The sequence below is a fragment of the Crossiella sp. NPDC003009 genome (assembly GCF_053591555.1).
In genome coordinates, this window is the sequence record NZ_JBSFUA010000017.1 from 61,628 (window position 1) to 74,523 (window position 12,896).

A 12,896-nucleotide genomic window follows, 5' to 3' on the forward strand; every position below is an offset into this window, starting at 1 on the left:
GCCCACGACCTCGGCGGCCACCGTCCATATGCGACCACAGGGATTGAATCGTTACAACAAAAGGCTAAGCGCGCTGCTCCGGGCGCGTCAACCGCCGATCAGGGAAAGCGCCTTCCACCCTATCTGGCAACGCTTTTGCCTCTTGCGCTGTGAGTTGAAACGGTTCATCGTCACACAGCGGCAGCGTAGCCAGAACCTGAGGAGAAACGACATGAAGTTGCTCGTCGCGGCGACACTGCTCGCCAGTCTGGTGCTTCCGGTCCCGGCGGCGCAGGCCGCGACCACGGGTTCGCCCACTGACCCGAACGTCAAGTACTTCGGCCGGTGGAACACCAGCTCCGCCAGCGCCTACACCTCCGAGTGGGCAGGCGGGTACCTCGTCGTCGGCTTCACCGGCACCACGCTGAAACTCAAGCAGCGCAGGGCGATCGACTTCTTCGTCAGCATCGACGGCGGACCCGACGTGTCCTACGTCAACCGCAGCGGCACGGTGGACCTCACCCCGAACAAGCTCGCGCCGGGCAGGCACACGGTGCGGGTGTCCTACCGGCCGATCGCCGGGTCCTACCGGGGTGACGCGGTGTTCCAGGGCATCACCCTGGACGCGGGCGCGACCACGTTCGCGCCGAGCGTGCCGTCGAAGATCATCGAGTTCGTCGGCGACTCGATCACCGTCGGGCAGCGGTCATCGAAGCAGGCACTCACCGCCTACGGCTGGCTCACCGGCGAGAAGCTGAAGGCCGGGCACACCCAGATCGCGGTCGGCGGCGCCTGCCTGCACCCGGCGGCCGACGGCTGCCTGAGCATGCGCGAGGGGTTCCTGCGCACCGGCCTCGCGACCAACGCGCCCGCGTGGAACTTCAACCGCTACCGGGCGAACGCCGTGGTGATCAACCTTGGCACCAACGACGTCGGGCACAACGTGAGCAAGGAGGAGTTCCGCTCCTCCTACGTCACGCTGCTGCGACGGGCCCGGGAGAAGTACCCGACCGCGGCGATCTTCGCCATGGGCTCCCTCCGCAAGCGGTACCTGCCCGAGACGCAGGCGGCGGTGCGCACCCTCAACGACGGCGGCGACCGCAACGTCCACTTCGTCGGCACCGAAGGCTGGATCAACGAGGCCACCGACACCGTGGACAACGTGCACCCCAACGACCAGGGCCACCGCAAGATCGCCGACCGCCTGGCGCCGATCGTCGGCGCGAAGCTCTAGGCCGGATCCCTTGGGAGAGTCATGACCATGCGATGTGGGGCCAGGGTCGCCGCGGTGCTCACCGCGCTCGCGACCGTGGCGGCGGGGATGTTCGTCGCTCCCCCGCCGGCACACGCCCTCTACGGCACCGCTGACATCAAGCCGATCGAGAGCAACATCGCCGCCAAGTTCTGGGCTTCGGCCACCGCGAGCAGCGGCTCGTCCACCGCCCCCTCGGCGATCGACGGAAATCCGGCGACCTCCTGGTACGCGGAGGGTTCCGGCAGGCAGTGGCTGACCGTCGACCTCGGCGGCGGCTATGACAACCTGCGCAAGGTCAAGGTGGTCTTCGCCGGCCGCGGGGTGGCCTACCGGTACCGCGTCGAGGTCTCCCCTGACGGCCGCCGGTGGACCGAGATCGCCGACCGGACCGCCGCGCGTGGCGCGGTGCACCTGTTCACCCGGCCGGGCACCCGCTTCGTCCGGCTCACCGTCCTCGGCGCGTCCGGTCACGCCAGGATCGGGGTGAGCGAGCTCCAGGTCTTCAACTACCTGCGCCCGGACCTCACCCTCGGCGCGGACCTGTCCTGGGTGGACGATCGGCAGGACCAGGAGCACTGGGTGCACCCGCTGGCCGCCGACAAGGGGGCCGGACCGCACCTGCTCGACGTGGCCAAGGACCGCGGCATGGAGTTCGCCCGGCTGCAGATCTTCAACGAGCCGAGGAGTGAAAGCACCGGCGAGCCGACGCCGATCCCCCGCCAGGGACCGGAACGCTCACTCCGGTCGGCACGGTGGATCAAGGACCGGAAGATGGGCCTCGGCATCGACTTCCACTACGCGGACTCCTGGGCGGACCCGTCCAAGCAACCAAAACCGCGCGCCTGGGCCGGGCTGGAGTTCGAGGACCTGACCAAGGCGGTGTACGGCTACACCCGCGACTACCTCCGCCAGTTGATCCGGCAGGGCACCAGGCCGGACAAGGTCGCGGTCGGGAACGAGATCATCAACGGGTTCATGTACGGCAGCGAGGCGGCCCTCATCGGCACCACCGACCCGCCGTACTTCGTCAAGCAGCCCGACATCTACCAGGCCAAGCCCGGCGGTGGCCTGCTGTGGCGCTACTGGCAGTCGAGCGACCCGGTCGAGCAGCGGCTCTACCACGAGGCCTGGGACCGGTTCACCACGCTGGCCGCGGCCGGGATCAAGGCGGTCCGGGACACCTCGCCGAAGTCCAAGGTGGAGATCCACGTGATCGTCGGCACCGACCGGCTGGCCAAGACCATGGAGTTCTGGCACCAGTTCCTCACCAGGGTCAAGGCCAAGGGCCAGAACCCCGACGTGCTCGCCATCTCCTACTACCCGGAGTGGCACGGCACCCCGGAGGCCCTGGACGTCAACCTGCACACGATGGCCAAGACCTACCCCGGCTACGAGATCGACATCGCCGAGACCGCCTACCCCGCCTCCGGGGGCAACGGATCGCCGATGCCCAACTCGCCCTTCCCGCGCACCATCCAGGGCCAGGCGGATGCGATCCAGCGGGTCTTCCAGGCGGCCAACGACGTGGTCGGCAACCAGGGCGCCGGCGTGCTGGTCTGGGAACCCGCGGGCTTCCAGCCGATGTTCCGCGCCGTGCCGAACCTGCCCAACACCTGGGAGCCGCACGCCTCGATCAACGTCTTCAACGCGAGCCGGGCCAAGCACATCCTGGAGGACACCGTCTACCTCAGCACCCGCACCGGCGGGGTCCCGGCACTGCCCGCCACCGTCCGCGCGCTCACCACCGCGAACAACACCATCGCCGCTATTCCCGTTCGCTGGCAGGCATTGCCGGCCGGGGCGACCGGCACCCCCGGTGAGGTCGTGGTCGTGGGGACGACGGCGCTGGGCCGGGTCACCGCGGTCATCGACGTCAGCTAGCGGGGGCCACAAGACCGTGGGCAGGCGGGCTGAACACACCGCCCGCCTGCCCACGCTTCAGCCGCGGATCAGCCGCCCGAGACCGAGTAGCTGTTGGTGGTGAAGTTCATGCCACCGTTGGAGGAGGTGATCTCGTAGCCGAACTGGACCTCGCCGACGGTGACGTCGCCGTACCAGCCGCGGCCGCGGATCCAGTCCAGCACCGCCTTGATGTCGACCGTGCCTGCCGAGGTGTTGGAGGTGCGCAGGAAGGAGAACACGGCGTTGTGGCCGTTGGAGCCGCGGTAGACGTCCCAGGTGTGGCCGCCGACGCTCGCCCGGACCTGGAAGGAGCCGATGGCGCCGACCGGGCCGGTCTTGTTCATCCACAGCATGATCTCGTAGGCGTTGTTGTTGGCCCAGATGTCATACGCGGTCGCGTAGGCGCCCGAGCCGGGCACATTCACGTTGAAACTGCTGCGCAGGGAACCGATCGAGCTGATCCTCTTGTTGATCGCCTTGCCCGCGTGCGGGTACGACTTCACCCCGCCGGTGTTGGGATGGTTCGCCCACACGCCCCAGTTGCTGTACGAGTTCGCCCAGATCGACTGCGTGCCCGCACCGCCGCCCCAGATGTTGTTGCGGACGGTGTAGCCACCGTTCGACCAGGTGCCCCACTTGTCCGAAGACGACCAGGACGCCGCGGACGCGGCAGGCGCGCCCAGCGAGACCGCCAGTAGCGCGGCCACCGCCACCACAAGCGCACGAATTAGTTTGCTCATCAACTCGTCCTTTCCGCACAGCATTGAACGGAATTCGATCCGCCGCTGAATCGAAGCGGTTCACCGGGACCTTAGAGAGCGAATGTGTCGAAGGCAACGAAAAGTTCGTTCGACGTGCGTTCGACAGTCGAAACGGTCGATTCGACGCCAAGAAAGGAGTCAGGCCTCGGTGTGCCCGAGCAGCGGTTCGGGCACGAACCGCACGATCGGCTCACTCATGGCGTCGAGCTCGAGCACGACCACCTCGTTCTCCCCGGCGCGGACCACCGGGCCGGGCAGGTAGAGCGTGCGCTGCGGGGTGCGCGACCAGTACCGGCCGAGGCAGAAACCGTTGACCCACACCACACCCTTGCCCCAGCCCTGGGTGTCCAGGTGCAGGTCGGCGGGCTCCGGCAGGCTGAACCCGGCGCGCAGCAGCACCGGTCCGGCGATCGGGCCGGTCACCGGCGTGCGCTGCTCGGCGGCCCACACCGGCGGCGGGCAGCTGAGGTCGATCGGCAGGACGTCCCACTCGGTGAGGGGGACGCCGTTGAGCGTCGCGCCGCCGATCAGGCCCTTGGGCTCGCCGATGCGCGGGCCGTAGTTGACCCGGCCCTGGTCCTCGATGAGCACCGACAGCGATCCGGTGCCGCTGCCGAGTCCGAGCACCCGCTGGTGGTGCTCGCGCAGCAGGGTGCCGACCGGCTGGTCGTCCAGGAACACCGAGGCCCGGTCCCGCACCTCGCCGAAACTCAGCACCGCGGCTCCCGGCACGTCGATCCGGGTGCGCAGCAGGGCCAGCCGCGGCGCGCCGTCGAGGTCGTCCAGGCGCGGGAGGGTGTGGTGGCGCTGCCAGGAGCCCCAGGCCGCCGGGTTGTCGAACAGGCGGACCGGGTCGCCGAGCGGGGTCGCCGGCGACGGCGCGGGCGGCACCGGCGGCGGGGCGTCCGGCACCGGGTGGTACTTGGCGATCACCTCGCGGAAGGCGTGGTACTTGGCGGTCGGCCTGCCCGCCTCGTCCAGCGGGGCGTCGTAGTCGTAGGAGGTGACCGTGGGCTGGTAGACGCCCTTGTCGCTGGCGCCGCTGGTGAGTCCGAAGTTGGTGCCGCCGTGCACCAGGTAGATGTTGACCGAGGCGCCCGCGGCCAGCAGCGTGTCCAGTTCGGCGGCCGCGTCCTCGACCGGCGTGGTGTGGTGGTGGGCGCCCCAGTGGTCGAACCAGCCGACCCAGAACTCCGAGCACATCAGCGGTCCGGTCGGCTGGTGCCTGCGCAGGGTGGCCAGGCGTTCCGCGGCACGGGAGCCGAACGAGGCGGTCATGTGCACGCCGTCGATCCGGCCGGCCGCCATCATCTCGTCGATGGGCTGGTCCACTGTGGTCAGTGGCACGGTGATGCCCGCGTCGCTGGTGTAGTCGACCAGTGTCTTGAGGTAGACCTTGTCGCTGCCGTACGCGCCGTACTCGTTCTCGATCTGCACCAGGATCACCGGGCCGCCCCGGTGCACCTGCAGCGGTGCGATGACCTCGTGCACGCGGCGCAGGTACTCGCGCACCGCGGCGAGGTAGCGGTGTTCGGTGCGGCGGATGCCGGTCTCCGGGTCGCGGAACAGCCAGGCCGGCAGGCCGCCGTTGTCCCACTCGGCGCAGATGTAGGGGCCGGGGCGGACGATCGCGTACATGCCCGCGTCGGCGACCAGGCGCAGGAACCGGCCCAAGTCGAGTCCGCCGGTCAGGTCGAACTCCGCCGGCGTCGGCGCGTGCGCGTTCCACGGGACGTAGGTCTCGATCGTGTTCAGCCCCATCCGCCTGGCCTTGTCGATGCGATCGGCCCACTGCCCTGGATGCACGCGGAAGTAGTGCAGCGCACCGGACAGGACGCGGAACGGCTGGCCGTCGAGCAGGAAGTCCTGCTCGCCGATGCGGAACTCGGGCACGAGATTTGTCCTCCGGGTCAGGGTGAAGCTCTACTGGACTGTGCACCTGTCGCGGCGGCGTTCGACCGCGACCGCCGCCATGGCCACGCAGCCGGTCATCGGCACCAGCAGCGGCAGCAGCTGCCAGGTGACGAGCACCAGCACACCCAGCGCCATGACCAGCAGCAGCGACCCGCCGAGGTCGGCGACGCCCCGGCGGGCGGCCGTGCGGGCCAGCGAGGACCAGCGCGCCCCCGGCGACCAGGCCGCCGCGGACCGCAGCACCAGCACCGCCAGTCCCGCCGCCGCCACCACGCAGGCCACGGCGACGAAGCGGCCGCCGGCAATGCCATGCCGCAGCACCACGACGTCCACCGCGAGCACCGCGAAACCCGCGAGCACGCCGCCGGAGAACGGCCAGCTGCCGGGACAGGCGGCCCGGAAGCGGGTGAAGAACATGCGCAGCGTGGTCGCCTCACCGTCCACATGGGACTTGACGTGCGCGCAGCCCGCGGCCAGCGCGGGCAGCAGGGTGACCAGTGGCAGCGCGGTGAGCACCACCAGCAGCCCGGCCGTCAGGCACTCGGCGAACAGCTCGAACCGCCTCATCCCTTGATCCCCGAGGTGGCCACGCCCTCGACCAGATAACGCTGGAAGAAGAGGAAGAACAGGATCACCGGGACCAGCGCCAGCATCGACATCGCCATCAGCGCGCCGAAGTTCGTCCCGCCGGTCTCGTCGATGAACAGCTGCAACGCCAGCGGCAGCGGGTACTTGGCAGGTGTGCTGAGGTAGATCAGCGGGCCGAGGAAGTCGTTCCAGCTCCAGATGAAGGTGAAGATCGAGGTCGTGATGAGCGCCGGGCGGGACAGCGGCAGGATGATGTTCCAGAACAGGCGCCACTGGTTCGCGCCGTCGATCTTGGCCGCCTCGTCCAGCTCGTGCGGGATGGTGCGGATGAACTGCACGATCAGGAAGACGAAGAAGGCCTCCGCGGCGAGGAACTTCCCGATCAGCAGCGGCACGTAGGTGTCCACCAGGCCGAGCTGCTGGAACACGATGTACTGCGGGATGAGCAGCACGTGGAACGGCAGCAGCAGGGTGGAGATCATCACCGCGAACAGCACCGTGCGCCCGCGGAAGCGCAGCCGCGCGAAGGCGTAGGCGGCCAGCGCGGAGGAGGCGACGGTGCCCACGACCGAGAGGATGGCCAGCACCGAGGAGTTGAGGAAGTACTGCCCGATGCCGACTCCGCCGACCCCGTCGATCGCCTGCCGGTAGTTGTCGGTGATGAACCGCTCCGGCAGCAACCGCAGGCTGCCGACGATCTCCGCGGACGGTTTGAAGGTGGAGACGACGATCCACACCACCGGGTACAGCACCACCGCGAGCACCAGCAGAACACCCGCGTGCCAGACAAATCCGGGAACCCGTTGCTTCATCGCCGGTCTCCCGGGTAGTGCACCCATCCGCGCGCGGTGCGGAACAGGAACGCGGTGATGAGTCCGACCCCGAGCATCAGCATCCAGGCCATCGCGGAGGCGTAACCCATGCGGTAGTCGCCGAAGCCCCGGTCGAACAGGTAGATCGTGTAGAACAGCGTGCTGCCCGCGGGCTGGCCGTTCGGCCCGCCGACGACGTAGGCGGAGGTGAACACCTGGAAGGAGTTGATGGTCTCCAGCAGCAGGTTGAAGAACAGCACCGGCGAGATCATCGGCAGCGTGATCGACCAGAATCGCCGCAGCGGCCCCGCGCCGTCGACCTGCGCCGCCTCGTGCAGCTCGGCAGGCACCTGCTTGAGCCCGGCCAGGAAGATCACCATCGGCGCGCCGAGCTGCCAGACCGCGAGCAGCACCAGCATCATCAGCGAGTAGTCCGGGTTGCCGGCCCAGCCGCCGGTGCCGATCCCGAGCACGCGCAGGGCCCGGTCGACCACCGAGCCGTCGCTGAACATCATCTTCCACACGATCGCGATGCTCACGCTGCCACCGATGAGTGACGGGCCGTAGAACGCCGCCCGGTAGAAGCCCTGTCCGCGCCGTTTGCTGTTGAGCAGCAACGCGATCGCCAGCGCGGCCCCGAGCTTCACCGGCACCGCGACGGCGACGTAGAGCGCGGTGACCCCCACCGAGCGCAGCCAGCGCTGGTCGGCGAGCATCTTCTGGTAGTTCTCCAGCCCGATCCAGCTCGGTGTGCTGAACAGGTCGTAGTCGGTGAACGACAGGTACAGCGAGGCGATCATCGGCCCGAGGGTCAGCAGCAGGATGCCGATGAGCCAGGGCGAGAGGAACAGGTACCCGGCCGCGCCTTCACCGGTTCGCCGCCGCACCGGAGTGATCGTCGCCATCACGACCCGAGCGTCTCGTCGGCCTCGGTGAAGAACCGGTCGACGGCGGCGTCCACCGAGATCCGGTTGTACAACAGCTCTTCGGTGATCCGCATGAAGGTCTGCTCCAGGGTGCCAGCGCCCTTCGGCGGCGCAGGCGGGGTCTTGGTGAACTTGCCCTTGAGGCTGTCCTGGAACTTCGCCACCGTCGCCAGCGGTCCGTCAAGGGTGACCGCGTCGCGCTGCGCGTTGGTGGGCGGCAGTCCCCGGTTCGCGGCGAAGATCTTGCCCGCCTCCGGGTCGTTGATCATGAAGGAGACCAGCTTCGCGGCGGAGGCGGGGTAGGCGGTCCGCTGCGAGGCGCTCAGCAGCATGGCCGGCCGGACGTACTGGCCCAGCACCTGGGGGTGGTCGCTCGGCGCGGGCCCCAGCTTGATCTCGGCCTTGGTGTTGCCGGCGTAGCGGGCCAGGAAGTTGTCCCAGCCGAGCGCGCTCGCGGTCAGGTCGGCCTCCAGCGGGTGCCTCGGCTTGGTCTGCACGACCTTGTCGATCGGCAGGGTGGACTTGGTGTCCGCCTGCGCCTTGGCGTCTTCGAGGAAGGCCTTCAGCCTGGCCTTGTCGAAGCCGAGCTTGCCCTCCTCGGTGTAGAGCGACTTGCCCTCCTGGAGCAGCCGCAGCTCCAGGTTGTAGTACGTGAGGGCCAGGCTTTCGCTGCCGTGCACGCCGGTGCGCTGGGTGATCTGCTCGACGCCGCGCCGGTAGTCGCTCCAGGTCCAGCCTGCCTTCGGCTCCTCGACCCCCGCCTGCCGGAACAGCGCGGGGTTGTACATGAAGCCCCAGGTGTTGCCGCCGACCGGCACACCGAACAGCTTGCCCTTGATCTCGCCCGCGCCCTTCAACCCGTCGACCAGGTCGTCGAGCTGGAGCTGCGCGCCCTCCTGCTTCTTGAGGTCGTACAACACGTTGCGGTCGGCGTACTCCCGCAGGTACACGAAGTCCATCTGGAAGACGTCGGGAGCGTTGCCGCCCGCGGTCTCGGTGGCGATCTTCTGCCAGTACGCCTCGAACTCCTGGAAGCTCGGCGTCACCTTGATGTTGGGGTGCTTGCGCTGGAAGACCTCGATCGCCTTCTGCATCAGCGCGGCCCGCTCCGCGTTGCCCCACCACGCGAACCGCAGGGTCACCGGCCCGCTCTCATCCGTCTGGGCCGGACCGCCGCAGGCGCTGGCCAGCACGGTAGCCAGCACGGCCAGGACCACGGCGGATTTCTTGAATCGTTTCACATGCCGCACGTGGGGCACCTCCGGTCTCGATCTTCAGGGACTTTTACCGCGCAGGCCGTGGCACCCGTTGCCAGTCCACATCGGAGGCCAGGTAGAAGCCCGGGTAGGCCGGTTGGTTGTAACCGGTCTGCTGGCGCGCCACGTCCACGCGGTACTGCTTGTCGTGCATGAGCGTGTACATCTTGTGGTTCGTCGGCTCGGTGCTGGTGAAGATCCGCAGCGCCGAGCTGTCCGCGGTGCGCACCAGCATCTCCTCGCGCCAGTCACCGAAGACGTCGGCGACCAGGGAGGGCGTGCCCTTGGTGTGGTTGTTGGTGCGCGTGCCCTCGGCGGTGAGCAGCCTGCCGCGCCGCCAGTCGTCGATGGCCGGTGTCTCCTCGATCGCCCCACTGACGAGCTGCGTGGTCAGGTCGCCTGCCCAGCGGATGCTCATGTTCGTGCCGGGAGAACGCTCCTCGACCAGCCTGCCGTCCGCGCTCCAGATGCCGACCGCGCCGGAACCGCCCGGCATCGACGCCCAGGTCTCGATACCGGGCACGTCCGGCCGGACGTCGCCGATCATGCCGCGGCCGGTGTCGCGCCCGGAGTAGCCGCCGTACCGGGTCTCTCCGGTGGCGGCGTCCCGCATGGCGTAGCCGTACGGGGCCCACCTCGCCCCTTCGTGCACCATGTAGATCTCCAGGCCCGGCCGGTTCGGATCGATGTCGGTGACGTGCAAGGCATCCCCGTGCCCGACCCGCGCCCGGGCACCCGGATCCGCGCTCCCCGGCGGCAGGATCCCGGTCGAGCTGTACTTCAGGCTGCCGTCCTCGTCGAGGGTGGCGCCGCCGTAGACGATCTCCTGCCTGCCGTCGCCGTCCACGTCGGCCACGCTCAGCGAGTGCGCGCCCTGGCCGGTCAGCTTGGCGTGGCTGGGGTTCTCGCCGTCGCGGCCGTGCGGTGCGTCGTTGAACGGGTTGCTCATCGGCGTCCAGCCGCTGTCGGCGAGCCAGCGCTGCCTGAGCCGCCTGCCGTCCCAGTCGTAGGTGGCCACGGCGGCCCTGGTGTAGTAGCCGCGGGCGAAGATCGCCGACGGGCGTCTACCGTCGAGGTAGGCGACGCCGGAGAGGAAGCGGTCGACCCGGTTGCCCGGTTCGATCCGGCCCATCGCGTAGTCGCCCCACCGCAGCCCGTCGTCGCCCCGGCCCGGCTGGTAGCGCACCGTCTGCAACTCGCGGCCGGTGGCGCCGTCGAACACGGTGAGGTACTCGGGTCCGTTGAGGATGAACCCGGCGAAGTCCCTGAGCTTGTTGTTCGGGCTGCGGCCCGGCGCGTAGACGTCGATGAAGTGGTCGGCCAGCGCCTTGGCGTCATTGTCGGACAACGGATACCGGTAGCGCGGTTCGAGACCGAAGGCCTGTTCCAGCGTCTTCGGCCACCGCCCGGCCAGCACCTCCGGATGCCGGTCCCAGCCCCGGAACATGGTCACCAGGTGCTGGTAGTAGCCCGCGGCGCTCAGCCGGTAGTCATCGGTGTGCCGATAGCCGGCGCGGAGGTCCTCCGGCGGCAGCGTGATGTGCCGCTCGCGGCCGTCGCGGCCGGTCGACTTGGTGCCCGGCGCGGTCTTGACCATCAGCTCCGAGCGGCCGTCGCCGTCGAAGTCGTAGACCAGGAACTGGGTGTAGTGCGCGCCGGCCCGGATGTTGACCCCGAGGCTGACGCGGTTGAGCAGCGTGCCGTCGAGCCGGTAGGTGTCCAGGTGCACGGGGCCGGTGTAGCCGGCCTGCGAGACGTCCTTGGCGTTGGAGGGCTCCCACTTCACCACGTACTCGTACTGCCCGTCGCCGTCCACGTCCCCGACGCTCACGTCGTTGGCCAGGTAGGTGTAGCTCTCCCCCGCCGGCGTCACGCCGTCCGCGGGCTTGCGCAGCGGCAGGTCGTGGAAGGAGGCGGCCCACGCGGTCACCGGTTTCGACCACCGGAGCGGCACGCCCCGCCCCAGTGGCGCGACCCGGTATCGCGCGCCGGGCCGCACGATGGGATCGAGGTAGGTGGTGCTCGCCGACACCGTGGCCACCCGTGTGCCGTCGCGGTACACGGCGAACTCCGGCCCGGCCATGCCGGTGGCGGTGGCCCCGGTGACCTCCTCGCCGAGCAGCCGCCAGCTCAGCTGCACGCCCCGGTCCGTGGTGGCGGCGACCAGACCGCGGTCGAGCTGTCCCAGTGGCGCGCGGTGCCGCGGGCCGGGTTCGGCCGCCGCGGTCGCGGGCAACAGCAGCGTCACCGCCAGGGCCGCCGCGTGCACAGCCAATCGTCGCGAACCCACGGCGGTTCCTCCTTGCTCCGGCGACTTCCTTACCCTGCAACATGGAATGCGCTTTCCGCAACGGCTTGACGCCAGCCAGGCCGCTACCCTAGCTTGTCCTTGAATCGATTCAAAACACCGCGGTCCGCCACCTGACCTGATCTTCGGGCATACACTCCGCTACGGGACCCGAGGGACAGGAGCGGCGGTGCGGCCACAGGTGAGCATTCGCGACGTGGCGACACGCGCGAAGGTGTCCGTCGGCACCGTGTCCAACGTGCTGAACCGGCCGGAGATCGTCGCGCCGGGCACCAGGGAGCGGGTGCTGCACGCCATCGTGGAGCTGGGTTTTGTGCGCAACGACGCCGCGCGGCAGCTGCGGTCCGGCACCCCGAAGGCCATCGGCCTGGTGGTGCTCGACGTCGGCAACCCGTTCTTCACCGACGTGGCCAGGGGCGCGGAGGAGGCCGCCAGCGAGGCGGGCCAGGCGGTGATCCTGTGCAACAGCGACGAGTCGCCGCAGCGCGAGGCCAGGCACGTCGAGCTGCTCACCGAGCACCGCGTGCACGGCGTGCTGATCACGCCGGTGGCCACCGACCTGGCCTCGGTGCGCAGGCTGCGCGAGTGCGGGCTCTCCGTCGTCCTGGTGGACCACCCGACCACGGACCTCGACCTGTGCTCGGTCGCGGTGGACGACCGCGCGGGCGGGCGGCTCGCGGTCACCCACCTGCTCGCCGAGGGGTACCAGCGCCTGGTGATGGTCAACGGCCCCGCGCACGTGCACCAGGCGCGGGAGCGGTGCCGGGGCGCGATGGACGCCGTGCGCAAGGCGCGCAGGCCGAAAAGTGTGCTGGAGGAGCTGACCATGCCCGCGCTCAACGTCGCCTCCGGGCAGCGCGCGGGCGAGCAGATCCTGGCCCGGGCCACCCGGCCGGACGCGGTGTTCTGCGCGAACGACCTGCTCGCGCTCGGGATGCTGCAGACCTTCATGCGCACCGGTGTCCGGGTGCCGGAGGATATCGCGATCGTCGGCTACGACGACATCGACTTCGCCGCCTCGGCCGCGGTTCCGCTGACCTCGGTGCGCCAGCCCAGGCAGCTCATCGGCCGCACCGCGGCGGAACTGGTGATCGCGGAGACCATGACGCCCGCGGAACACGAGCACCAGCACGTGCTCTTCGCGCCGGAGCTGATCGTGCGGGAGTCCAGCCTGCGCGCGCGGGGGCGGTGACCG

At 69.4% G+C, this 12,896-nt stretch carries 10 protein-coding genes; 3 read left to right on the forward strand and 7 right to left on the reverse strand.

Going from position 1 to position 12,896, the window contains the following annotated elements:
• The first annotated feature begins 211 nt into the window (after window positions 1-211).
• Together ACWDY5_RS19815 and ACWDY5_RS19820 are read left to right on the forward strand one after the other, a co-directional pair.
• Window positions 212-1,213, forward strand: coding sequence for a GDSL-type esterase/lipase family protein (locus ACWDY5_RS19815; protein WP_449723647.1), 1,002 nt, complete (start codon window positions 212-214; stop codon window positions 1,211-1,213).
• 21 nt (window positions 1,214-1,234) lie between these two features.
• Window positions 1,235-3,115, forward strand: coding sequence for a glycosyl hydrolase 53 family protein (locus ACWDY5_RS19820; protein WP_449723648.1), 1,881 nt, complete (start codon window positions 1,235-1,237; stop codon window positions 3,113-3,115).
• A gap of 68 nt (window positions 3,116-3,183) precedes the next feature.
• Here the strand turns inward: ACWDY5_RS19820 and ACWDY5_RS19825 are convergent, their stop codons facing one another.
• The 7 genes from ACWDY5_RS19825 to ACWDY5_RS19855 form a co-directional block, all read right to left on the reverse strand.
• Entirely contained in the window at window positions 3,184-3,876 is a 693-nt protein-coding gene (locus ACWDY5_RS19825; RefSeq protein ID WP_449723649.1) for a glycoside hydrolase family 12 protein, read from the reverse strand.
• 159 nt (window positions 3,877-4,035) lie between these two features.
• Window positions 4,036-5,790 carry a glycoside hydrolase family 35 protein gene (locus tag ACWDY5_RS19830; RefSeq protein WP_449723650.1) on the reverse strand — a complete coding sequence of 585 codons (1,755 nt, stop codon included), beginning with the start codon at window positions 5,788-5,790 and terminating at the stop codon, window positions 4,036-4,038.
• A 30-nt stretch (window positions 5,791-5,820) separates the two neighbouring features.
• Complete coding sequence (locus ACWDY5_RS19835; RefSeq protein WP_449723651.1) at window positions 5,821-6,378, reverse strand: hypothetical protein; 558 nt, start codon at window positions 6,376-6,378, stop codon at window positions 5,821-5,823.
• Window positions 6,375-7,211 carry a carbohydrate ABC transporter permease gene (locus tag ACWDY5_RS19840; RefSeq protein ID WP_449723652.1) on the reverse strand — a complete coding sequence of 279 codons (837 nt, stop codon included), beginning with the start codon at window positions 7,209-7,211 and terminating at the stop codon, window positions 6,375-6,377. Before ACWDY5_RS19840 ends, ACWDY5_RS19835 begins: the two co-directional genes overlap by 4 nt.
• Window positions 7,208-8,098, reverse strand: coding sequence for a carbohydrate ABC transporter permease (locus ACWDY5_RS19845; RefSeq protein WP_449723653.1), 891 nt, complete (start codon window positions 8,096-8,098; stop codon window positions 7,208-7,210). Before ACWDY5_RS19845 ends, ACWDY5_RS19840 begins: the two co-directional genes overlap by 4 nt.
• A 17-nt stretch (window positions 8,099-8,115) precedes the next feature.
• Complete coding sequence (locus ACWDY5_RS19850; protein WP_449723654.1) at window positions 8,116-9,378, reverse strand: ABC transporter substrate-binding protein; 1,263 nt, start codon at window positions 9,376-9,378, stop codon at window positions 8,116-8,118.
• Between the two features lie 43 nt (window positions 9,379-9,421).
• Window positions 9,422-11,683, reverse strand: coding sequence for a rhamnogalacturonan lyase (locus ACWDY5_RS19855; protein ID WP_449723655.1), 2,262 nt, complete (start codon window positions 11,681-11,683; stop codon window positions 9,422-9,424).
• Window positions 11,684-11,897: 214 nt separating this feature from the next.
• Here ACWDY5_RS19855 and ACWDY5_RS19860 point away from each other — a divergent pair, with 214 nt between their 5' ends.
• Window positions 11,898-12,893: a LacI family DNA-binding transcriptional regulator gene (locus ACWDY5_RS19860; RefSeq protein WP_449723656.1), complete on the forward strand. Its 996-nt coding sequence runs from the start codon at window positions 11,898-11,900 to the stop codon at window positions 12,891-12,893.
• Window positions 12,894-12,896 lie beyond the last annotated feature (3 nt).

Coding starts and splice junctions, on each gene's coding strand:
- ACWDY5_RS19815 (WP_449723647.1), top strand. CDS start 212: ATGAAGTTGCTCGTCGCGGCGACACTGCTCGCCAGTCTGGTGCTTCCG.
- ACWDY5_RS19835 (WP_449723651.1), bottom strand. CDS start 6,378: ATGAGGCGGTTCGAGCTGTTCGCCGAGTGCCTGACGGCCGGGCTGCTG.
- ACWDY5_RS19825 (WP_449723649.1), bottom strand. CDS start 3,876: ATGAGCAAACTAATTCGTGCGCTTGTGGTGGCGGTGGCCGCGCTACTG.
- ACWDY5_RS19820 (WP_449723648.1), top strand. CDS start 1,235: ATGACCATGCGATGTGGGGCCAGGGTCGCCGCGGTGCTCACCGCGCTC.
- ACWDY5_RS19840 (WP_449723652.1), bottom strand. CDS start 7,211: ATGAAGCAACGGGTTCCCGGATTTGTCTGGCACGCGGGTGTTCTGCTG.